The 24,920-nt window shown below is 37.6% G+C and carries 20 protein-coding genes; 1 reads left to right on the forward strand and 19 read right to left on the reverse strand.

Annotated features, from left to right (window positions below; genetic code table 11):
- The first annotated feature begins 129 nt into the window (after nt 1-129).
- A complete protein-coding gene (locus INE92_RS07330) occupies nt 130-1,068 on the forward strand; it encodes a ribose-phosphate pyrophosphokinase (protein ID WP_008022499.1) in 939 nt (312 codons plus the stop codon).
- 357 nt (nt 1,069-1,425) lie between these two features.
- Here INE92_RS07330 and INE92_RS07335 read toward each other — a convergent pair whose 3' ends face one another.
- From INE92_RS07335 to INE92_RS07425, 19 genes are all read right to left on the reverse strand, one after another.
- Nucleotides 1,426-2,784, reverse strand: a complete 1,359-nt coding sequence (locus tag INE92_RS07335; RefSeq protein ID WP_212702003.1) for a transposase — start codon at nt 2,782-2,784, stop codon at nt 1,426-1,428.
- A gap of 144 nt (nt 2,785-2,928) precedes the next feature.
- Nucleotides 2,929-4,098 carry an MORN repeat-containing protein gene (locus INE92_RS07340; protein WP_008640042.1) on the reverse strand — a complete coding sequence of 390 codons (1,170 nt, stop codon included), beginning with the start codon at nt 4,096-4,098 and terminating at the stop codon, nt 2,929-2,931.
- 85 nt (nt 4,099-4,183) lie between these two features.
- Entirely contained in the window at nt 4,184-5,467 is a 1,284-nt protein-coding gene (locus INE92_RS07345) for a M16 family metallopeptidase (RefSeq protein WP_212702005.1), read from the reverse strand.
- 4 nt (nt 5,468-5,471) lie between these two features.
- Nucleotides 5,472-6,224 carry a 3-deoxy-manno-octulosonate cytidylyltransferase gene (gene kdsB / locus INE92_RS07350; RefSeq protein ID WP_004314934.1) on the reverse strand — a complete coding sequence of 251 codons (753 nt, stop codon included), beginning with the start codon at nt 6,222-6,224 and terminating at the stop codon, nt 5,472-5,474.
- On the reverse strand, nt 6,225-6,611 hold the full coding sequence (locus INE92_RS07355; protein ID WP_008022508.1) for a 2-amino-4-hydroxy-6-hydroxymethyldihydropteridine diphosphokinase: 387 nt from the start codon (nt 6,609-6,611) through the stop codon (nt 6,225-6,227).
- Between the two features lie 103 nt (nt 6,612-6,714).
- A complete protein-coding gene (locus INE92_RS07360; protein WP_004314928.1) occupies nt 6,715-9,042 on the reverse strand; it encodes a transglycosylase domain-containing protein in 2,328 nt (775 codons plus the stop codon).
- Between the two features lie 253 nt (nt 9,043-9,295).
- Complete coding sequence (locus tag INE92_RS07365) at nt 9,296-9,388, reverse strand: smalltalk protein (protein ID WP_151433315.1); 93 nt, start codon at nt 9,386-9,388, stop codon at nt 9,296-9,298.
- A gap of 68 nt (nt 9,389-9,456) precedes the next feature.
- On the reverse strand, nt 9,457-9,987 hold the full coding sequence (locus INE92_RS07370) for an HU family DNA-binding protein (protein ID WP_004314926.1): 531 nt from the start codon (nt 9,985-9,987) through the stop codon (nt 9,457-9,459).
- A gap of 161 nt (nt 9,988-10,148) precedes the next feature.
- On the reverse strand, nt 10,149-11,708 hold the full coding sequence (locus INE92_RS07375; RefSeq protein ID WP_004314924.1) for an ATP-binding protein: 1,560 nt from the start codon (nt 11,706-11,708) through the stop codon (nt 10,149-10,151).
- Nucleotides 11,709-12,058: 350 nt separating this feature from the next.
- The gene (locus INE92_RS07380) at nt 12,059-14,491 is read right to left on the reverse strand and encodes a GumC family protein (RefSeq protein ID WP_004314922.1); all 2,433 of its coding nucleotides are present in this window, start codon (nt 14,489-14,491) and stop codon (nt 12,059-12,061) included.
- 11 nt (nt 14,492-14,502) lie between these two features.
- A complete protein-coding gene (locus INE92_RS07385; RefSeq protein ID WP_008016699.1) occupies nt 14,503-15,306 on the reverse strand; it encodes a polysaccharide biosynthesis/export family protein in 804 nt (267 codons plus the stop codon).
- Nucleotides 15,307-15,350: 44 nt separating this feature from the next.
- On the reverse strand, nt 15,351-16,757 hold the full coding sequence (locus INE92_RS07390; RefSeq protein ID WP_004314915.1) for an undecaprenyl-phosphate glucose phosphotransferase: 1,407 nt from the start codon (nt 16,755-16,757) through the stop codon (nt 15,351-15,353).
- Nucleotides 16,758-16,882: 125 nt separating this feature from the next.
- Complete coding sequence (gene gmd / locus INE92_RS07395; protein WP_004314914.1) at nt 16,883-17,968, reverse strand: GDP-mannose 4,6-dehydratase; 1,086 nt, start codon at nt 17,966-17,968, stop codon at nt 16,883-16,885.
- A 13-nt stretch (nt 17,969-17,981) separates the two neighbouring features.
- Nucleotides 17,982-18,719: a WecB/TagA/CpsF family glycosyltransferase gene (locus INE92_RS07400; protein WP_004314913.1), complete on the reverse strand. Its 738-nt coding sequence runs from the start codon at nt 18,717-18,719 to the stop codon at nt 17,982-17,984.
- A gap of 106 nt (nt 18,720-18,825) precedes the next feature.
- Nucleotides 18,826-20,139: a UDP-glucose dehydrogenase family protein gene (locus tag INE92_RS07405; RefSeq protein ID WP_004314912.1), complete on the reverse strand. Its 1,314-nt coding sequence runs from the start codon at nt 20,137-20,139 to the stop codon at nt 18,826-18,828.
- 25 nt (nt 20,140-20,164) lie between these two features.
- Nucleotides 20,165-21,199 carry an NAD-dependent epimerase gene (locus INE92_RS07410; RefSeq protein WP_004314911.1) on the reverse strand — a complete coding sequence of 345 codons (1,035 nt, stop codon included), beginning with the start codon at nt 21,197-21,199 and terminating at the stop codon, nt 20,165-20,167.
- 204 nt (nt 21,200-21,403) lie between these two features.
- Complete coding sequence (locus INE92_RS07415) at nt 21,404-22,531, reverse strand: glycosyltransferase family 4 protein (protein ID WP_212702006.1); 1,128 nt, start codon at nt 22,529-22,531, stop codon at nt 21,404-21,406.
- A gap of 145 nt (nt 22,532-22,676) precedes the next feature.
- Nucleotides 22,677-23,774: a glycosyltransferase family 4 protein gene (locus INE92_RS07420; RefSeq protein WP_004314909.1), complete on the reverse strand. Its 1,098-nt coding sequence runs from the start codon at nt 23,772-23,774 to the stop codon at nt 22,677-22,679.
- A 5-nt stretch (nt 23,775-23,779) separates the two neighbouring features.
- On the reverse strand, nt 23,780-24,886 hold the full coding sequence (locus INE92_RS07425) for a glycosyltransferase WbsX family protein (RefSeq protein ID WP_004314908.1): 1,107 nt from the start codon (nt 24,884-24,886) through the stop codon (nt 23,780-23,782).
- Between the last annotated feature and the right edge of the window lie 34 nt (nt 24,887-24,920).

Genomic DNA, 24,920 nt, shown 5'->3' on the forward strand with positions numbered 1-24,920 from the left:
AAGCAAATCTACAAATATTTCCGATAAGTTGGAGAGAAAAATATTTTTTATACAATAAGTCCTTCTAAATAATAAGAGAAATTCCTACCTTTGCAGGCAAATTAACAAATAGGTAACATCTATTACAAAATGAGCGAAAAAGCACCCTTTATGGTATTCTCGGGAACGAACTCGAGATATCTTGCAGAAAAAATCTGCGCGAGCCTGGATTGTCCTCTGGGAAATATGAACATTACCCATTTTGCCGATGGCGAATTTGCGGTTTCATACGAGGAGTCAATTCGTGGCGCACATGTATTCCTGGTTCAATCCACTTTCCCTAACTCAGACAACTTAATGGAACTTCTCCTGATGATTGATGCTGCTAAACGTGCATCAGCAAAGAGCGTTGTGGCTGTAATCCCCTATTTTGGATGGGCTCGTCAGGATAGAAAAGACAAACCTCGTGTATCTATCGGGGCTAAGTTGGTAGCTGATCTGCTGTCTGTTGCAGGTATCGACCGACTGATTACGATGGATTTGCATGCTGACCAGATCCAGGGATTCTTCAATATCCCGGTAGATCACTTATACGCATCAGCTGTATTCCTCCCTTACATCCAGTCATTGCAATTGGAAAATCTGGTTATTGCTACACCGGACGTAGGAGGTTCAAAACGTGCCAGCACTTTCTCCAAATACCTCGGCGTACCATTGGTACTCTGCAACAAATCACGTGAAAAAGCCAATGAAGTAGCATCTATGCAAATCATCGGTGACGTGGAAGGTAAAAACGTTGTCTTGATTGATGATATCGTAGACACAGCAGGAACAATCACCAAAGCAGCCAACATCATGTTGGAAGCCGGTGCCCAATCTGTACGCGCTATCGCCAGTCATTGCGTAATGTCTGATCCGGCTTCTTTCCGTGTGCAAGAGTCTGCCCTGACAGAAATGGTATTTACTGACAGCATCCCTTATGCTAAGAAATGCCCGAAAGTGAAACAGTTAAGCATTGCCGACATGTTTGCTGAAACAATCAAACGAGTAATGAATAACGAATCTATCAGTTCACAATATATCATTTAAATGAAGAATGATAAATGAAGAATGAAGAATAAGAAAGCCGGCTAATTTCAAGTTTAGCCGGCTTTCTTATTTGTCTCAACATACTAAGAATTTGAATTGGTGATAGTAAGCAACCAATTTTTCATTCATCATTCGGGATATTCAGTAAATGTTCCTCTTTCTAAAAAATCAAGAGAAAAGCTTTGCTTTACGTGAGCTTTTCTCTTGATTTTTTCGTTCAACTCTCCCAGTCTTCTATCTTTTTTGTAGAATATTGTTTACATATTCTTATTTTTTCCTTCCCACCCATGCATTATGTACATGTCTTTTTTAGGGGAAGTTAAAACCTCTCCTGTTTTTCCTGTTATTTTAGTTAGATTATGCTGCCTTTCTTTTTTTCTTTTCGACCTTTTCTATCATACATACCGCATTGGCTGTATGTATCCCAAAGAAAATCCAAAGTACTTCCGTTTTCCTGTTTCTAGCTTTTATCCTGGCCAGTGAGTAATGTTGTTTCTGCGTTCCAAAACTTCCTTCCAGGCGGGTAGCTCTTTCACGGCTGAGTTCCGACCGTAAGATTTTCCGAAGCGGCTCATCTTTGGCAGCTCTGCCCTTACGCTTAAAGGAAGTACTTATATGATATTTTGTACAAAATTTCCGGTTGGCATTATTGGCATAGATTGAATCCGCCGCAAGCGCCTTAACCCTAACCCCGGTCAGTTGTTGTTGCAGATGAATACAGTCTTTCAAACGTACTCCTTCGTTAAAAGCCTTAAAGGAGATATGTTCTATAAAGGAGATTCCGTCTATCTGTATATTGTTGACTTTGGCTCCGAATTCAACGGATTTGGTTTCCTTGCCTCTGATAATGGGGCGAAGGTAATGCCGGTCGATACTCACGATACGGTTGGACACTTTTTTGCCTGCAAATAAATTCTTCCCTTGCTCAAGGACTGTCTGTATGACCGAGAAACGTCTTTGGTAATCAGAGGATAGTGTAAGCCTGTTCCTGTAGGATGAATGAAGCAGCTCCAGCTGGTCAAGTAACTTTTCCAATAACTGAAGTAACCTTCGTGTAAGCATACGAGTCTGTGATTTCCTGCGTTTACGCAGTTTGCTATAAGCAAGATAGGCACGGCGTACATCAAGATACTTGTTACGGGGACGTTGTATGTGCAAGGTCTGGCAATGTTTGCACAGATGACGATGAAGCCATACAATACCTTCCCATAAGAGTTTGGTATCAGTAGGGAAACGCAGATGACTTTCATAACAGGTGGCATCGGTCATACAGACATGAAGGTTCTCAAGATAAGGTGTCCAATGCTCGGCAAGAATGAGCTGGAGGGACTCAACGTCAAGGCGATCCGCTAGTTCCTGACGAATTGCACTAACGATTTTAGGATTGGTTAGTGGATGAAGCGGATCAATCTGAATACCACAAAATAACTGGTAATGAATATTACCGTTTAAATGCTCAATCAGTTGTGCATCGGAAAAGTTGGTATAGGACTTCAAGACCATCAAGGCTATTTTACCTTCGGGAGAAAAATAACTTTTACGCCCAAAAGGAGAGGACTTCAAATGCATTTGTCGGGCCAGTTCCGAGAAAGGGAACAGAGAATGGAGGCGACCTAATTCACTCGTTGCAAAACTTTGACGATATTTTTTAAGCATATCGAACTCGGTAAAACCTAAACAAGGTTCGATTTCTGAGATTTTTTGTATCTTTACCATGTGTTTTTATTTTTAATTACCCCCGTTTTGGCCGTCAAACCGTTTTTTGGGGGGAATGCTTAAAGATACAAAAAAGGCAACTAACTCGCAATGAATTAGTTGCCTTAAATTTTATTATTTTAGGAATATCCCTCATTCATCATTTTATTGGAGTCTTCCGAATTTATAGGTTCCTTTTTTAATCACTTTTCCATCTTTATCTGTTTCGACAAAAGGACCATCCTTCTTTCCTTGTTTGAAAAAGCCATCGAAGCGATTACCATCTTTGTCGATTTGTACGCCTTGACCCTCTTCCAATCCATCAACGAACCCACCTTTATATTGCATACCAGCAACAGTTTTCAGAGTGCCTTGTCCATTGGGACGGTTATCTTTCCAGTCACCGTCATAAACATCGCCATTGCTCCATTTATAAACTCCTTTACCATCACGTTTATTATTTTTCCAGCTTCCTTCATACACAGCACCATTCGCCCAGGTAAAAGTACCTTTTCCGTCTTGCATGCCGTTCTTGAAATTACCTACATATTTATCACCGTTAGCATGGTAATAAACTCCTGGACCGGTTCGCTCACCTAAGAGATACGAGCCCTCATAACGGTCGCCCGTGTGAAAGTAATAAGTACCTTTTCCATGTTGAATATCATCCGCCCAGTCACCATCATATTTATCTCCATTGGTATATTCAAAGACCCCTTTTCCGTGACGAACATCATCCTTCCAGTCTCCATCGTATTTAGAGCCGTCATCCCAGTTCATGGTACCTTTGCCGTTCTTCTTATCATTTTTCCAGTGACCGGTATATTTGGCACCGTTTGCCCAAGTATATGTACCTTCGCCTTCACGTTTATCATTCACCCAATGACCTACATACAAATCACCGTTATGATAATACATAGTTCCTTCACCATGCTGATAATCCTGATACCACATACCGTCGTAACGGTTGTTATTCATAAAATAATAGATACCTTTTCCGTGCTGCTGGTCCTGGAACCACTGTCCTTCGTACTTTTCTCCGTCAGGGAACATATAAATTCCATATCCTTCACGTTTCCCTTTCACATATTCACCTTCAAAGACATCACCGTTTTTAAAAACCGTTTTTCCTTTTCCGTTCGGTTTTCGGCCTTTCATTTCTCCCGTATAGACACTGCCATCCTTAAAAGTATAGTTGCCAATCTTTATTTCAGTGGAGAATGTATCTTTAATTTTTCCGAAAAATCCGCCTTTCTTTCCTTCATTTTCTTGTGCCATTACTCCCTCTTGTGCAAGGAGAGCCAATAAAAGTGTAGTATATAGATATTTCCTCATTGGTTTTAGTCGTTACTCATTTTAGAATTACAATTTGGACAAAGATACAATTTCTATCCCAAACAGCCCACTTTCGGAAAGCAATTTATGACAACTTTTTACCTGCAATGACCTCTTTTAATGTCTCTTTGCACAAATAGCGTTGTGCCAAATCTTGTATTTCTGCAGGAGTAACCTCGTTTACAGCCAGCAGAGAACGTGAAAAGTAGTCATCATCCAGACCGGAAGTAGCAATAAAGATCCATGCATCCGAAAGTGAGAAAGGAGACTCATAACTACGGCACATTTCGCCCAACATATAGTTGCGTACGATAGTCAGTTCTTCCATCGACACAGGTTCCTGATGCAGACGGTCAATTTCATGATATACTTCCTGTATCAACGGTTCCACATATTCATTATCCGTTTCTGTCGAGATAGCCAGCAATCCGCTATCCGGATAAAACATGATCCCCGCTGAAATGCCATAAGTATACCCCTTTTCTTCACGGATATTAGACATCAGCCGACTGCCGAAATAGCCTCCGAATAAAGTCATCAATACCCGGAGTTTCAGATAATCAGGATGGTTACGAGTGATGGTTGTATATCCCATCTTTACAGCACTCTGCATAGCATCCTCACGTTCTATAAAAATTCTCTTTTCGGAAACGGCAGTAAAAGGAAAACTTAATTTCAATGCCGGCTGTTGATGTTGACCAAAAGAAGTGCCGAATGTATCCGTCACCCGGCTGATAATATCCTCCGTCACCTTGCCGGACAAGAATATAGAGCAATTGCCCGAATGGTAATACCGTTCATAAAATTCACGAAGCACTTCCGGAGTGATAGCATGATAATCTTCCTCCACCACTATTTTACCACATGGATGCTGTTCGCCATAAAGCGACTTCAACAGGCTGCGATGTGCCAGGAAATCAACTTTGGAAGTATTGACCAGATATTGTTGGATATTGGTATCGAGGATAGTATGCAATTCTTTCTCCGGGAAAAGCGGTTCTTTAATCATGGGTTCTACCACCTCCAATGTTTTCGCCAAATACTTATTCAACGAATAAACAGTGATGTATGCATACTCCGACGAGCTGGACAGTTCGAGCCACGAACCATAGTAATCCAGTTTCTCGGCAATGGTGGCAGCCGTATATTTTGTCGTACCTTCGCGCAACATCCGGTTTGTAAACAAGGCTTGCAGTTTCTGCGACTGCTGCCAACGGGCTCCAGCGAAAAGCACATCCATGCGTACTACTTCCTGTTCACCCGCATTAATAACAGTCAATGGAATACCATTTGGCAATGTCATTCGGACGGGAGGAAGTATACGAAAATTTTTCAGGGTTTGTATTTCAGGTTGTATTTTACGATCCATACGATTAGATTCTATTCTTCAAAAACTCTTCTGCCCGTTCCAAATCTTGCGGGGTATCGATTCCGATGGTTTCTACTTCACTAATGCCTACCTTTATCTTATATCCGTTCTCCAGCCAACGGAGCTGCTCCAAAGATTCAGCCAGTTCCAGAGAAGACTGCGGAAGCATGGTTATCTCTTTCAGCACATCTGTACGATAGGCATACAGTCCGATATGCTTGTAGTAGGTATGTCCCTTCAGCCAGTCCTGTTTCTCGGCATTACGCTGATAAGGAATAATGGAGCGGCTAAAATAAAGCGCGTTCCAGTTCTTATTGACTACCACTTTCGGTGAATTTACGTTTTCCAGTACAGCAAACGGTTCATCTGCAGTAAAAGGTTTCACCAGCGTGGCAATCTGCGTGGTTACATCTTCGAAACAAGCCTTTACCGCATCCAATTGTGAAGGCTGAATAAAAGGTTCATCTCCTTGTATATTAACCACGACATCAAAGTCACCTCCAATCTTTGTACAAGCTTCATAACAGCGATCCGTACCGCTTTTGTGATGAATAGAAGTCATCACAACCTTACCTCCGAACGCCTTGACAGCAGCTTCAATACGCTCATCGTCCGTGGCTACATAAGCGTCATCCAAAACGCCAGCCACTTGCTCATACACACGTTGTATAACAGTTTTTCCACCCAACATAGCCAACGGTTTTGCAGGAAAACGAGTGGATGCATAGCGGGCAGGTATAATTCCAAGAAATTTCATCTACTTAATAAATAATGAAGAATGGAAGGCAGATAATGACTGTTGTATATATCCCCTTTGCCAATCTTCCGGTTTTACTATTTTGTTATCATATAAAAGCATGTCAATGTCCAGACAAACTTTCTCCTCTTTTTTATCTTCCGGACGACGTCCGGACCTTTGTTCTATATCTTTCAGCATTTTCCTCACTACCTCTTCATCCTTATCGGAAAAGAACATAACCACTTGGTTGGAAAACAAGGCCGGATTCTTAAAAAACAAAGGTTCAGTTTCCAATTCGGGCGCAAAACATATAGAAGAGAACGATTCAGTCAGTTCCTGTCTGGCAAAAGTCAAATTCTCTTTCCTGTTGTAATTACTCCCTATGCAAACAATATACCTATGCATTAAAAGATAAGTATTAAGTATTAGGTATTAAACATTAGATATTAAAGATATTACACCTACAGTTCAGTGCCCCAAACGCTACGGGTTAATACTTATTTCAGACTTAGTTAAAAAGATCGTCCAATCCCCCCTCTTCTATCACCTCTCCGTCCGGAGTTTCCGAACCGGCACATGGATCAAATCCTTCAGGGAGTTTAAATTTCTCCTGCTGGTCATATCCCAAAGTCGGGTCATCATACACTTTCTTCATATACAATGCCCAAATAGGCAAAGCAGCGGCAGCTCCCTGACCATAAGTCATTCTACCAAAGTGAATGTCACGTTCATCACCTCCTACCCAACAACCGGATACCAATGAAGGAGTGAATCCCATAAACCAGGCATCAGAGTTATCATTGGTCGTACCTGTTTTTCCACCCATATCGGCGGTAATTCCATAACGACGAACACGCCCACCTGTTCCTTCATTAATAACGGCGCGCAACATAACCAGCATTTTATATGCACTTGAAATACTTATCACCTCCTCCATTTGCGGTGCAAAGGTAGAAAGCACATTACCATCACTATCTTCAATGCGTGTAACAAACAATGGAGCCACACGAATTCCTTTATTGGCAAAAGCTGTATATGCACTTACCATCTCACCCACAGAAATTTCACAAGGTCCCAGACAAAGCGAAACCACCGGGTCGATTGCTTTATTACGAACCCCAAAACTATGGATCAAACGTACAAGATTATACGGATTCAGTTTGCCCATCAAATAAGCAGAAATCCAGTTGTCAGAATTAGCCAATCCCCACTTCAGAGTCACCATTTCCCCATAACGTTTATTATTTGCATTACGAGGCGTCCAAGGAGTTCCGTTCTCATCAATCAACGTTTGCTCTACGTGGCGTGTCTGGTCGCAAGGAGAAAATCCATTTTCCATTGCTAATGTATACAAATACGGTTTGATAGTAGATCCCACCTGACGACGTCCCACCATTGCCATATCATACTGGAAATATACATAATTCGGTCCGCCTACATAAGCCTTCACATGCCCGCTTACCGGATCCATCGACATGAATCCTGTTCGCAGGAAAGATTTGTAGTAACGGATGGAATCCATCGGTGTCATAATTGTATCTTTATCTCCCTTCCAGGAAAAGACAGTCATTTCTTCCGGGGTATCGAACGCTTTACGAATCTGCTGTTCCGAAGCTCCCGCCTCTTTCATAAGACGATAACGATCCGTCTGCTTCATAGCTTTTGTCAGCAACTCCTCCACTCGTTTTTCCGGCAGTGATCTTGCGTATGGAGCATTTTTGCTTCCCTCTTTTTCTTTGAAAAACACAGGTTGCAAATAATCACCTAAATGCTCTTTTACTGCATCCTCTGCATATTGCTGCATACGTGAATTGATCGTCGTATAAATCTTCAATCCATCTGTATAGATGTTATAATTCGTACCGTCTTTCTTTTTATTTTTTGCACACCAACCATACAACGGGTTAGTTTCCCACGCGATAGAATCTTCGTAGAATTTTTGCATTTGCCAACCACGATAATCACTTTTTACCGGTTTCGGTGCTGTCATCACACCACGGAGATATTCGCGGAAATAGGTAGCCAATCCCTCTTTGTGGTCAACGCGGTTATATTTTAGTTTCAGCGGAAGAGCCTGCAAAGAATCACATTCTGCATCTGTGATATAACCAGCTTTACGCATCTGCTCAAGCACTACATTACGACGGCCACGGGAACGTTCGTTGAAACGAACCGGATTATAAAGCGACGGATTCTTACACATACCAACCAGCGTAGCCGCTTCTTCAATCTTCAAATCCTTCGGTTCACAGCCGAAATAGGTATGCGCAGCAGTTTTAATACCAACCGCATTATTCAGGAAATCAAATTTATTGAGATACATACTCAATATTTCCTCTTTGGTGTAGTAACGTTCAAGCTTCACCGCAATCACCCATTCAATCGGTTTCTGGAAAAGACGTTGCAGTGTATTTCTCGCCACATTCTCTGTAAACAACTGTTTGGCAAGCTGTTGCGACAAGGTGCTACCTCCACCTGCATTTTTCTGAAACATCAAACCACGTTTTACAAACGCACGAAACAATGCCTTGGCATCAATTCCTGAATGTTCGACAAAACGAACATCTTCCGTTGCAATAAGAGCATTGATAATACTAGGCGACAAATCCTTGTAAGCTGTGTACACCCGGTTTTCCTTACTGTAAGACCACGTGCCAAGCACTTTTTCATCTTCAGAGAAAATCTCCGTTGCAAATTTATAACTCGGATTTTCAAGTTCCTCTACAGGAGGCATATAACCAATCCAACCCTTTGAGATAGAGACAAAGATGACAACAATAGCCAACACAATGACTGCCAGAAATATCCAAAGAGCCTTTATTATTTTTCGAATCATGTTTTTTCTTGCTTAAAATGACGCATTTAATTAAGGTACAAAGGTAGATAAAATCCGCTATTCAGCCAACGAGTTTGATTATAATTTCTATTTTGTTAAAATATGGAGCGGCACTCATAACAAATAGCACGAAACAAAACAAAAAAGAGCATTTTTCAAGAAAGTAATCCTCTATTATATCTAAAACACAAACAGGCGGGATTTTTCCCGCCTGTTATTCATTCATAAATATACCTATTTATAAGATAATCAATTACAAGTTTGCTGCCTGCACACCGACCACTCCGGCAATTGCACCAGCAACAGCAATAATCACTTTCAAAATAATACTCCACGTTTTTTTCATAGACATTTTTCTTTTTTTATTAAACACTAAATAAACACCCTAACCATCAATCGTTAATTGACAATTCATTATGCGGCAGGATCCGGTGCTTCTCCGCTACCGCCACTTTCATTTCCTCCGCCTTCTTCTCCGCCATCATCCGGTTTTTCAGGATCATTAGGAGAAATTGTCATATTAAGCTTCTTCAGATATTCATCCAAGCTAATCAAATCCAACTTCTCATCTGCACGAGTAGCAGTCTTTGTAACGCGCAGCTCTTTATTCGCCTGAAAAAAGATACGAACGCTCTCTACACTTTTTGCATTAATATCCTTCGCCAGTTCGGCACCTTTCGAACGGGCAGTCAACATAAAGACGCCCAGACCTTCAATATTCACAGACTTACCTTCCAGCAACTGTTCCTTCATCTTTTCCACAAAATTCTGGATCACACTCTTGATATCACCAACAGACAGCGAAGAACGATCCTGCATTTTCTGTGCAATATATTTCAGGTTGACAGACTGACCTAAAGTGATCAGATGCGGATAATATCTCTTGGGAGAATTGGGAACACGCGGATCTGTTGGGCGCGTAATGACTTTGTAAATTACACTCATACTACGTTTTTTTAAAGATTTAAATTCAAATTATTTATTCACGTTTTGTTGATCAACACTGCAAAGGTGAAGCTTTTATTCCGGATAGAAAAGAAAAAAGCCCCTTGCGGAGCTCTTTATATTCATACTAGTATATAACAATTTATTAATCAGCAATATAATTAAACTTTTAGAATTTTCCATTCCCCTATTGTACACTGTTCGCTATCAAAACTGACAGCCACCTTTACTATAGGCAATCCGCACAAAGCAAAACGTTTGGGGTAATTCTTCAGATCAATTTGCTCCATCGCCCTATCCGCACTCTTGTCCAATTTCAATTCCATCACATACAACGTAGTCTTTGTACGAAGCACCATATCCACCCGTCCACTGGCAGTACGAACCTCCACATCTACATAATAGCCCAACAAACTGAATATAATATAAAACATCTGTTGGTAGTGCCCCTCATATTTCGTATTATCACATTGAGGAATGGTAGACAGAAACGTTTGCAAACGACGTAAAGCAGCATCCATATCACCATTACGAATATCACGGGAAAGATAAGCTACCATAGTATTGGCTTCCGGTGTTTTACTAGCAACATAATTAGGAAGAAGACTTTTCATCAAACCTATTCTGACCTCCTTATTAGGAATATCCAATGTATATAAATCTAACTCCTTATCATAATCTTTTATCGTGATATAGCCACTTTGATATAACAATGGAGTAATGCTCACCATTCTTTCTGTAGGTGCATCAAAATCCTCCGCAACCGCAGTTTTTCTCCCTATCTCGGAAGGCGCTACACCAAATTTATCCAGCATCTTTATCAAATAAGTAGGTGTACCACTACCAAACCAATAAGAATTAAATTTACCATCTGCAAAAGCGTTAAGCAAACTGAATGGATTATATATATCAGGAGACGGATAAGTGAAATGATAGCCGTCGTAGTTTTCTTTCAGTTTTGCCAATACCTCTTCAGAAGTAACCTCCAGTTTTTGGGCTAATGCGTCTACATCATCTTTCATTTGGACAAGTATCTCGTTTTCTGTAATACCGCAAATGGCAGCATAAGACTCATTCATGCTAATATTCTTGATATTGTTCAATTCACTAAATATACTAAGTTGGGAGAATTTGGTGATACCGGTCAAAAACACATACCGCAAATAAGGATCACACGCTTTAAGAGGGCTGTAGAAATTGCGCATAATGTTACGCAATACGCCAAGCCTCTCTTCCTCGTGTACTACATCCAGCAGAGGAGCATCGTATTCATCTATCAGCACAACCACTTGTTTCCCTGTCTGCTCGTAAGCGCGCTTGATGAGTCCTTCCAGACGCTGATTTGGATTAACCTCTCCCTCCATCTTTCCGTAAACCTCCTCATAACGAATTAGCTTCATATTCAACTCTTGCAACAGCTGTTCACAGTCTGCATGCTTGGCTGTACTCATATCAAAGTGAAGCACTGGATATTCCGTCCACTCCTTTTCCAGCTTTTCTATAGCCAACCCTTGAAATAATTCTTTCTGACCAGAGAAATAACTATGTAATGTAGAAGTCAACAATGACTTACCAAAACGACGAGGACGACTCAAGAATACGTATTTAGTGAAATGTACCATCCAATACACATATTCCGTTTTATCAATATAAAGGTAATTACTTTTCCGTATTTCCGAAAAAGTCTGTATTCCGATGGGGTATCTTCGTAAATTTTCCATTTCAATTCGATTTTTCACAAAGCTACAAAAAATATTCATCGCACCATTCACTGTTTTACAAAAAAAATATCAACGATCTTCACAGACAGTTGATATTATAGAAATCACATCGGATTTGCACCGACATGAGGGCGTTGATCAGGAATACACCGCTGTATATTTCCTGACCACAAAATGTAGGGTTCTTCATGTGTGTAGCATAAAGTTAGGGACCTACATGTTTCATCTCACTTTTGTGTAAAGTATTAAAAGTACTCTATGACATTATTAACTTAAAATAGAGGTCATCAATGGATCTCATCTATGCATCCAGCATCGAAGTTTATTTACCTTTATATTAGTTGGATTTATTATTCCTTGTCGTGAGTTTGTTCTCCATATCCATAACCGTAACCGTATCGTTTACCATAACCGTAATACTTGCCATATTTGCCATAACCGTAATAATAACCGTACTTTCTTCTCTTCAAATCCAAACCATTAATTACAGTACACAGCTTAGGTAATTTATTATTTTCAGCAAGTTCATTGATCAAAGTATACTCATTCTTGTGAGTATAATCTGCACGACAAACATAAACAGATAAATCAGCCACACGCCCTATCAGCAATGTATCAGTTACCATACCAACAGGAGCTGTATCCAGAATTACATAATCAAAACTTTTCTTGAATGTTTCAATTGCTTTATCTAATCCATCACGTGCCAACAATTCAGTCGGGTTAGGAGGAACTGTTCCACCAGGAAGAATATACAAATTCTTGCTAACATCAGAGAGCTGCACCAAATCCATCAAATTCTTTTCCGGATTGGCCAAGTATTGAGTTATACCCACTTCTTTTCTTGGAATATTAAATACCTTATTCAAACCCGGTTTACGAATATCCAAACCGACAATAATAACCTTTTTGCCTAATAAAGAAAGGCTGATAGCAAGATTAGCTGAAATGAAAGATTTACCTTCACCACTAACTGTAGAAGTAACTAAAATCACTTTCTTATCATTTTCAAGCATAAATTGAAGATTCGTTCGAATATTACGGAAGGTTTCGCTCATCAGGTTGTTTTGATTCTCAAATACGGCAATAGCTCCCTGCTTTTCATCAGTTAATGGGATATCACCGACAATAGGTATACTAGTGAGCTTTTCTACATCAGAACGACCTTCAATCCTAAACTTAGTCAAATTGATTAAATAGATGACACCTACAGGAATTCCGACACCTAGAACTAAAGCAACTAAATAAATGATCTTACCTTTAGGTGATACAGGAATTTCATCAGCAATAGCATCATCAATTATTTTAGCATTGTTAGCTGTAGCAGCTAAAGTAATAGCATTCTCTTCACGTTTCTGGAGAAGCAACAGATACAATCCAGACTTGATCTCTTGCTGACGAGCAATACTCACAAACTGACGCTCCTGTCCCGGAGCCTCATTGATACGGCGAGAAAAACGACTAGCTTCACGATCCAAATCTGCTTTTGTTATCAGTAGTCCCTGTAAAGTACGATCAAGAGTAACATCCACATTCATCTTCATCGCACGAATACTTGTATCCAGATTTATAATTGTAGGATTGTTTTCTGTAGAAGTGCGCAACAAACGTTTACGTTCTACTAGCATTTCGTTATAACGATCAATTTGAGCTACGAGTCCAGCATCTTGCAGACCAATATTACCAGGAAGTACTTCATATTCATTTCCTCTCATATATCTACGCAAATCCTCTACCAAATTGATTTGCGTTTGGTTCTCTACACGTTTCTTTTCATATTCCGCATTTCCTGTCAAAGCTATTTGAGCTTCACTCGTTAAATCCGTAATACCAGCATTTCGTTTAAAAGTCTCCAAACTTTCTTCAGTACTACCTAACTCTTTTGATATAATACCAATACGCTCATCAATAAACTCTGCTGTCTTTTGAGCAATTTCATTCTTATCATTATTCGTATTAATATTATACATTTCCAAAAGCTTATTAATAAAATCCTGCCCACGTCGTAAGCTGGAATTCTTCAATGATATAACTGCAACAGAAGTTGTTTTCGAAGTAGGCTCGATAGTCATACTTTTGCAATACCATCTTGCTACACGCAAAGGATTATTTATAGTCGCTGTTATATTACGAACTTTTTTCGCCAAATCAACATCGTCAGTTCCCTTAGAAATTAAAGAATCGGGACTCATGAAAAAAGCTAATGTTCCCCTTGCGGTAGGGAAAACTGCAGGTAATTTATCAAAATGTTTTTGGAATTCATCATCTCCCACCTTTACATTTATATCCAAACTTCCTTGTGGCTGTAAAGCCATCTCCACAATCATAGGATCATCCAATAATTCAGCCTCTTGTGGAATCAAATTAACTTGCACAGGAGAAGTTTTATACATATCCTTTGCCGGAAATTCATCTTCATCTTTATAAGATATATATAAATTCAAATCTATAACAACTTCTTTCGCAATAGTCTTAGAACGAAGCACTTCAATCTCATTATCGATATTTTGAGAAGAAGAGATCAAACCGTCCAACCCTAAGTTTTCCAATTCTGATGCCATACCTGCTCCTCCCCCCTTTTTATCATCTTTTATCAGAACTGTAGCTGATATATTATATACCGGAGTAGCCATACGCAAATACAACCATGCCCCTAGCAAAAAGACAACAACTGTTCCAACAAACCAAGGCCAATGAATCAAATATTTAAACAGGATTTCCTGAAAATCAATCTTCTCTTCATTCGCTTCCTGTTCCACATTATATACTTTTTTTTCTTTCATCTCTTAAGACGTTACTTTAAGATATTAAACAATAAACTGGCAAGTGATACCAAAATAGAAGTCGCAGAAAACCACAAACTAGTACTATTACCGATATCAGAATTACGAGCTTTCGCCTTATTCGGAGTCACATAAATAATATCATTCTGTTGTAACCAGTAATAAGGAGAAAGAATAGTTTCAGCCTTATTCAAATCTAGAGTAATAATCTGTTGCTTCCCGCTTGAATCTTCACGAATGAGTCTTACATTGTCACGAAGCCCATAAACAGTCATATCACCTGCCATAGCAAGCGCCTCTAATAAATTAACCTTTTCATTAGAAATAGTAAATGTACCCGGACGAGTCACCTCACCAATCACTGATATTTTATAATTTACCATACGCACTGTTACAATTGGAGTTTCTGTAATATATAGCTTCAATTTATCGACAATCATCTGCTCCGCCTGTTTTTTTGTCAATCCTCCCAACTTCAATTCTCCCAATACAGGAAAATTAATTTTTCCTTCATTATCTACCAAATAAGGTTGCAGCATTGGTTGTGCTGTGGTAAAGGTTGAATTACTAGAGGCTATACCGCTGGGACTAGCAATTGTCAAATTGAAGGGTAAAGCCAATTCCGGACTGGTGCAAGACACTACAATTGTCAACAAATCCTTTGGCATAATTTTAGCGTCATACAAATTCTCCTGTTGAGTTACTTGTTCCACAACTTCCACATCCTGTAAATATGGAACTTTTTTATACGACTGGCAAGCTACCAACAAAAAAGGTAACAACAGCAACCCAAATTTCTTATTAAGTCTTCTCATAATCTATTTTATTTATTTTATTACAACTAATCACCAAACCTTTATTAATACGCCTCCTTTTCTCCATGAATTGCATTATACACTGTCTTGTACATAATATAGAGATCTAATAAAAATGTCCAATGCTCAATATACCAGATATCACGCATCACACGACCTTCCATCTGCCAAAGCTCTTTTGTCTCACCACGATAACCAGTCACCTGTGCCCACCCCGTTATACCTGGTTTAACAAAATGACGAACCATAAACTTATTTATTAGTAAAGAGTACTCTTGAGTATGTTTTAGCATATGGGGACGTGGACCAACAATAGACATATCACCTTTAAACACATTAATAAATTGTGGTAGTTCATCAATGCTAGTCTTTCTTATAATCTCCCCTATCCTTGTTTTACGTGGATCATGCTCTGTAGCCTGAAGAGTATCACATTGAGCATTCACTCTCATTGAACGGAATTTATAACACCAGAATTCCTTTCCATCTTCACCGCTACGCTTCTGTTTAAAAAAGATAGGTCCCGGAGAACTCATCTTTATAGCAACTCCAACAATAATATAAATAAATGGGAAAATCGTACATAAAAATAATGTAGAACACACTATATCAAAAGTACGTTTTACTATACGGTTCTCAAGTAACTCTAAAGGTTCACGACGAATAGATAAAACAGGAACATTTCCCAACATTTCAAAATGCATCCGACGTTTCAAATAATTGCGTACATTCGGAACACTAAAAAAACGAACTAAATGGTTCTCACAATAATTAATAATGGGAACAATTTCAGCACTACGAGCAGAAGGAAGGCTACAATAGAGCTGGTCTACTCGGCCGACATTCTGCTTCAGAAAATTGTTTACCTCTTGAGGATGCCCTAAATATGAAACATCACTTGGGTAACGGTCTGAAGGAAAATCCTCAAAATATCCAAGAACACGATACCCCGAAGTGGGATCATCTGTCATTGCGTGATAAAGCTCCTGCATGTTTTCATGACTACCAATCAATATCACTTTACGAACATTCCCTCCTTGCTTACGATAAAGTTCCAAGAAGTAACGAAAAGCCAAACGATAGCTTACTATTACTAATATCAAAACAATATAAAACAAACCAAAAAGCCGGGAATGAGAAAACTCAAAATGAAAAAGTAATAAAATACAGACTGAAAGCAATACAAAAGGAACCATGTTACGTAAAACACGGACCATGATTTGTTCAGGACGGACTACCGAACGATGAAGAATGACTCCGGAGTGCATATTACAAAGTAGATAACATAAAGTTATCAAAGCCATACCTTGAAGGATGGAACCACAATTCTCGCACCAAAAGCGGTTACCCAAAAACTGTTCGAATCCCCATAAAAGCAGGTTCAGCAAAATAAGATCCCCCAAAAGGACACAAGATTTTAGGACTTTGTTAAAACGTTGGACTTCCTGCATATGTATTAGTTATGATTGATATAAATTAGTCATAATACCACCTATGTGCACGACAGTGAAAAAATACCGTACCAGAATACTCTACCATATACTATTCAAAATTCTTATCTAATATGACAGCAATATTATTCTCTATTCATCGACTCTTGCATGTAGAGTCTCTTTACAAATTTCAAATCATGAGAAACCATTATTTTTATAAGTTCTTCAAAAGATGTCTTCCGAGGATTCCAACCAAGTAAAGTTCTTGCTTTTGTAGGGTCACCCAATAATTGTTCAACTTCTGCAGGGCGAAAATATTTAGGATCTACTTCCACCAAAACTTTCCCAGTGGCCCCATCAATCCCCTTCTCATTTACCCCCTTGCCTTCCCAACAAAGATTAACACCTGTTTCTTTAAATGCTAACGTAGTAAATTCACGTACTGTATGATACTCTCCTGTAGCAATTACAAAATCTTCAGGTGCATCATGTTGGAGAATCAACCACATACATTCTACATAATCTTTAGCATATCCCCAGTCACGAAGAGAATCAAGGTTACCCAAATAAAGTTTGTCTTGTAAACCTTGAGCAATACGTGCAGCCGCCAACGTAATTTTACGAGTTACAAAAGTTTCACCTCTCCGCTCACTTTCGTGATTGAACAGGATTCCATTTACCGCAAACATTCCATAACTTTCACGATAATTCTTGGTAATCCAAAAACCATACTGCTTAGCCACTCCGTATGGAGAACGGGGATAAAAAGGTGTTGTTTCCTTTTGAGGAACTTCCTGAACCATACCAAATAATTCAGAAGTCGAAGCCTGGTAAATTTTAGTCTTCTTTTCCATACCCAAAATACGAACCGCTTCCAACATACGAAGTGTACCAATAGCATCAGCATCAGCTGTATATTCGGGAACATCAAAAGATACTTTTACATGACTTTGAGCTGCCAAGTTATAGATCTCATCTGGTTGGACTTGCTGAATAATACGAATTAAAGAACTACTATCTGTCATATCACCATAATGGAGATTTACCAAACGGTCTTTTTTCATATCACGTACCCATTCGTCTAAATAAAGATGTTCGATACGACTTGTATTGAATGATGAAGAACGGCGAAGAATACCGTGGACCTCATAACCTTTTTCTATTAAAAATTCTGCCAGAAATGAACCATCTTGTCCTGTAATACCTGAAATTAATGCTATTTTTTTCATAAAATATTCTCTATTAATTATGATCCATAATCATTCCATTTTTCTCTTTTAAAATATTCCACAAGAATAAAACATTTCCTATAATATACCTACGCCACATTCTTTTCGGTTCTTTCAATAAACGATATGCCCATTCTAATCCGTTTTTCTGCCACCATTGAGGAGCCCGCTGCACAGTTCCTGCAAAAAAATCGAATACAGCTCCAATTGTACCTATGTGACAATGAACATTAAGTTCATTCAAATGCTCATAAGCCCATTTTTCTTGCTTGGGTGCAGTCATACCAATCCAAAGCAGATCAGGATTAGCCATATTTACTGCATTAATCATTTCTCGATTTTCTTCCTCTGTAAAACTCGATTTGTAAGGAGGAGAGTAAGTCTTAACTTGAATATTGGGATAGACAGTCTTCACTTTTTCACACACCAAAGACAATGTTTTCTTACTACTTCCCAAAAAGAAGCATACTCCCCCTTTCTGATTTAATTTATTCATTTCATATTGAAACAAATCCCATCCGGCTGTACGTTCTATTTTTTCACCCCGTAGAAATTTAAAAGCAAGCACCATACTGATACCATCCGGAATCAATGCTCCTCCTTTTAATAATGCTTCCTGAAAAAGCGGATCTTTCAAGGCAGTGTTATACGAATGAGCATTAATCGTATTAATCAGCAACTTGCCTTCGGGTAATGACGATAAATCCTTCTGATTCTTCAGAAGAATAATTGTTTTAAGACAAAGTTTCATATATATTAAATAAGAAATTATCTGAGTCTGAGGACTTTCGAAATGTGCTATTAAGTATAAAAGATGATGTTCGCCTCAGTTTAAAGTGGAATTAAAATGAAAAGTATTATCTTCCTATACAATAATAAGTAACCCCTTTTTCCATCATTTCTACCGGGTCATATATATTACGTCCATCAATGATTACAGGACTATTCATTGTGCGCTTCAAAACACCCCAACTTGGCAAACGAAATTGTTTCCATTCCGTTAACAACAATAAAGCATCTGCATTTAATACTGCATCATACATATCTTTCGCATAAGTAACTCCTTCACCGACACGGCGTTTACATTCATCCATTGCTACAGGGTCAAATACCTGAACTTTACAACCAGCTTTAATTAGCTGATTAATAGTGATTAACGCTGTTGCTTCACGCATATCATCAGTTTCTGGTTTAAATGCTAATCCCCAAATTGCAATAACTTTCCCATGAAGTTCACCATTGTAATGCTTACAAAGTTTATTAAACACAATATGTTTTTGATTTTCATTTACTTCTTCTACAGCTTTCAACACTCTCATTTCATAGCCTCTATTTTCAGCAGTCTTAACTAGAGCTTTCACATCTTTAGGGAAACAACTACCTCCATATCCACACCCAGGATATAAAAATTTACTACCAATACGTGTATCCGCTCCAATACCTTTTCGCACCATGTTCACATCTGCCCCTACTAATTCACACAAGTTCGCTATATCATTCATAAATGAAATACGTGTAGCTAACATACTATTTGCTGCATACTTTATCATTTCTGCAGAAGGTATATCCGTAAAGATTACTCGGAAATTATTCAGCATAACAGGACGATACAAACGACTCATAAGCTCCTTCGCCTTTTCGGACTCTATTCCCACTACCACACGATCTGGTCTCATGAAATCCTGAATAGCAGCACCTTCCTTCAGAAATTCCGGATTTGAAGCCACATCAAACTCAATATCAACTCCTCTTTTCTCTAACTCTTCGTGAATAGCCTTTTTTACCTTTTGAGCTGTACCTACAGGTACGGTGGATTTGGTGACAAGCAATACATATTTGTTTATATTACGCCCTACAGTACGTGCTACTTCCAGAACATAAGTTAAGTCTGCACTTCCATCTTCATCCGGAGGTGTTCCCACAGCACTAAAAACGATGTCTACATTATCCAAACAAGTTTTTAAATCTGTTGTAAAGTTTAGTCTACCTTCCCTGTGATTACGTAATACCATTTCATCTAACCCAGGTTCATAGATTGGAATTTGACCATCTAACAGGCTTTTGATTTTCTCTTCGTTAACATCGACACACGTTACATTTACCCCCATTTCAGCGAAGCAAGTTCCACTTACTAAGCCAACATATCCAGTTCCTACAACTGCTATATTCATAATTAAAAATTTTAGATAACAATGATTATTTTAAAGGATTTTTCTCTGACTTATACCATTGTATGAATTTTGCAACCCCATCGTGTAATGTAACCATTGGTTCATAGCCAATTTCCTTTTTCAACATGGAGGTATCAGCATTAGTCTGATACACATCTCCAGGCTGCATGGGTAAGAATATTTTTTCAGCTTCATGGCCCATGGCAGATTCTATTTCATGGATAAAATCCATCAATTTTACTGGATGTGAACATCCTATATTGTATATTTTATATGCTACTCCATTCGAGCTTTTCTGTGTTACCGGAACATGATCCAGTGTCCGTATTGTACCTTCAACAATATCATCAATATATGTAAAATCACGAATCATATCTCCATTATTGAAAACCTTTATCTGTTCTCCATTTGAAATAGCTCTAGCAAATAACATAGGAGCCATATCAGGACGTCCCCATGGACCATAAACAGTAAAGAAACGAAGTCCAGTCACAGCAAGACCATACAGTTTACTATAACTATGTGCCATCAATTCATTACTTTTTTTAGTTGCAGCATACAAACTAACTGGAGTATCCACTTTGTCTTCCTCAGAATACGGTACTTTCGAATTTAGACCATATACGGAACTAGAAGATGCAAATACCAAATGTTTCACCTCATAATGACGACAACATTCCAATACATTCAAGAAACCAGCCAAATTACTTTGTAAATAAGCATATGGATTTGTAATAGAATATCTCACTCCAGCTTGCGCAGCTAAGTTTACAACCTTTTCAAAATGTTCCCTTTCAAAAAGTTCTTCCATGGCATGCCGGTCATCAATAGACATCCGTATAAATCTACAAGTCTCATACCTAGAGCTTTGTATCGGTTGATTCCATACAAATTCATCATTCAACATGATACCCATTTCCGATAATCGGCCATATTTCAATCGGACGTCATAATAGTTGTTTATACTATCAATCCCCACTACCTCATCACCTCTAGATGCCAATACACCCATTAATTTAGACCCAATAAAGCCTGCAGCACCTGTTACTAAAATTTTCATAAATCACAAATTGTTTAATCTATCAATTCTATCATTCTTGCTTTCATTTCAGAGTAACACGCAAATCTATATTTACATATAAAAGGCTGTCGCTCGTCTGTAATGACAGCAAGTATGTCAGTATTCAGTACAGGAGAATAATCTCTCTACTAAATATTTCACCAATAAGTATGTAGGATTTATAATACCTGACAATTATTTCAATTAACTTGTAAACTTTACATTAAATAGGAAATCATACTCTTCTTTTAGTTTCTCCAATACAATTTTATCCGTATAGTTTGATAAAACTCGATTATAAGAATTATATGAAAACTGTTCTATCAAATCATTATCTATAATGTACTTTATTTTATTTACGAAGCATTTCACATCTAATTTCTCAACAATAAGTGAATCATTTTCTATAACACTTCTATTAAATCCTTGTGAAGTCGTTATAGGAATCAATCCCCACGCCATAGCTTCAGTTAAAGCATTAGAATGGCCTTCTCGTGGTTCTTTTGACGGAAAAATATAAAAGCTTTTATCTACTAAATGTTTTTTCAATTCTTTATGATTACAAGCAGGTAAAATATTTATACGAGATTCTAAGTTACTTTCTTTAATTTTACTTTTAATATAATCTGTATAGAATTGACTTTCGCTATTTCCAATAATTTCTAAATAAACATTATTATACTCTTTCGCCAACAGAATAAAAGTATTAATAACGATATCGGTATTCTTCATTTTAGATAATCGTCCAAAATATATCAAATTAATTTTATCTTTCGGCTTTTGAGGATACTGCTGAGGGTAAAAATCACCTTGAACATAATTAGGGTAATAGAAGATTCTCTTATTGGTATCTATTTTCTTTATTAGAGAAAAATTTTCTTTCCCTTGAGAAAATATTTCGTCACTTCTCCTTATAGCTCTTTTAAAAAAAAATTTATATAGAAAATGTCCTTCTTCATAATATTGATTAGCACCTCCACCTCTCATTTCATAAATGACTTTATAATGAAGTACTTTAGCTATGGCGATTAATAAATATTCAAAATATATCATTATACCATAAAAGCCAGCAATATGAACTATAGCCCCCTTTCTTTGTCCATTTATTAAAGTCTTTGCAAACAAAAAAATATTTGAGATTATTTTAAATAACAACTCAATAGAATTAATTAATGAATGATCATTAACCCTTATATATTTAGGGATTAGAACAATATCATAATTGAGTTTTTTCAATAGAGCAAGAGTTCTTCTATTACCTACTTCCCCGCCTCCGAATGGAATTTTACTCCAATCCCCAAAATTTGCAAAAAAATAAATACGATTTTTCACTTAGTATTATCTATTTATGCTCAAATTTCAACTAAAATCTTGTTAATATGTAACTATCAGAAATATCATGAGCAACTGTGTTTTTTACAGTAATAACTACCATAATATATATAATTTACCCCTAGATAGAATTATAAACCTTGACCTATTTTATTTCATCATAACCAAATACCCTTAAATAACTTTCTGCACAATGAGATATAGAAAAATTATTATCAAAATATTCTTTTAATTTCATTCTGTTTATTTTTTCTTCATTATCAAAAGCCTTCTTTAAAGTATAGTAAAAATCGTCTGCATTAGAACTTTTAGAAATATAACCTTTATCTTCGCCATCTATTACATTCGGTATCCCTCCTACAGGTGTACATATTGGTATAACCCCGCAAGACATTGCTTCTAATAATGAAATAGGAAGTCCTTCAGCTAATGAAGACAACACAAAGAAATCAGCCTTCAACAAATAGTCCACAACATTATTTTTTGTACCTAACCAGTATATACCTTTCTGTGCACTATTAATAATATGTATGTTTTCTTTTGAATCATACGATGCACCTATTAATATCAAGATGCCATGATTACCTTCATTCAAGAATCGATTAAAAGTTTTCACCAATAATTCTTGATTTTTCACTTTAGCGCATCGAGCCACATGGATAAATATTTTATCATCATCATGTATTTTTAATTTTTCTAATTCTACAGAAACCTTATCATAATCTACGGTTCTCATCAACTTAGATCGTCCATTATTTATATTTATAGCATTGTCTAACTTATACAATTTCTTATATGAATCAAGGCATATTTGAGATATGGTTATTGGTTGTATTTTTTTTCGATAAAACCATTTATATACAGACCTGAGTTTTTTTGAAGACAAACACCTTTCGGCAAGACTATGTAAAGTATGGAAATATTTCGAGTGAGGATATAAAATTGCAGGTAAGAATAGAGTTATTAAATCTGCATGCGAATGTACAACATCCGGCTTTTCTTCTTTTACAACTTTCAATATACGCCATATTGCTCTTAACTCCAAACCACTCTTACATTTCAGATTTATGTATTTTATTTTATGGCTTATTTCATTTTTATAAAATGAATTTTCTAAAACTGAATCATCATCTGTCGTGCACAAAACCACTTCATGATTTAAAGATAATTCATTTGATATATCCACTAAAAATCTCTCAGCACCAGCTGCTGCAGTAGAATAATGCAATTCTAAAATTTTCATATATTTTATTTCATCAAAATAGAAGATTTTAAGACGTCCAAATAACCATGTCCAAACTTCAAATCAGGTTCCACATAATTTCCCTCTGCCCATTCATTCCAAGATCTCAAAAATAGAATCTTGTGTTGATCCTGTTTCTGCAAAATTACCTCTAATGCCTTTTTTATATGTTCTTCAAAAAGAGCTGGAGTAGAACCTGTATAAATTACTGCACGGCGACCAGCACGTGGTGATCTGTCCCAATTAGGAATAATCGATGGATATACATCCTCTCTATAATCATAAGATGTATAAAAATTAGAAATAATATCCTTATATTTATACTTATCAAGAGGGGTATAATTAGGAAAGAGCTGACGTATTTTATGCTGAAGCAACTTACACCAACGCCCTTTACATAATTCTTCTGCATGCCACAAATTAGAGGGAGCTAACGCATCAAAACCTAAATCAAAGATTCTCTGATACCGACTAACAGCAGCATTCTGAAGCCCGACAAAATGTATTCCTGCCAGTCCATTCTGTTTAGCCAGCTTTTTCCACACATCAATAAAGTGTTTTGCATCAGGTAAAGCCTCAGGATCATATATCAAAAATATAGGTTTTCCATCCACAGCAATATATCTTTTATCCTTAAACGCAGGTAATACATTATTAAAATGCTTTACAATATCCTCATCACCAGGATATTCTTGTATCATCAAATCTAAATTCTTATGTTTTTGGGCATCACTATTCCATGTCCTACGCGTCCAACTATGATTAGCCCATCCCAAACAAAATGGGAAATCAGGTTTTCCTGACGATAAAACTTCATTAAAAGGACGTTCAAGTATCTGCTTACCATTACCAAACCAATAATGCCAATACATAAATCCCTCTATCCCTGCCTCACGTGCCATATCCGCTTGCGCTTCTCTAACCTCAGGCATCCTTAAATCATAGTAGCCTAAATCCGCAGGAACTCGTGGCTGATAATGTCCTTTAAACAAGGGTTTAGCTTTTCCTACATTTGTCCACTCCGTAAAACCCTTTCCCCACCATTCGTCATTTTCCTTAATTGGATGAAATTGAGGGAGGTAAAATGCAATAACTCTTGCTTTTGTAATCATATCTTATATATTAACACTTAATAAATTTCAGTAA

Source organism: Bacteroides xylanisolvens (assembly GCF_018289135.1).
GTDB lineage: Bacteria > Bacteroidota > Bacteroidia > Bacteroidales > Bacteroidaceae > Bacteroides > Bacteroides xylanisolvens.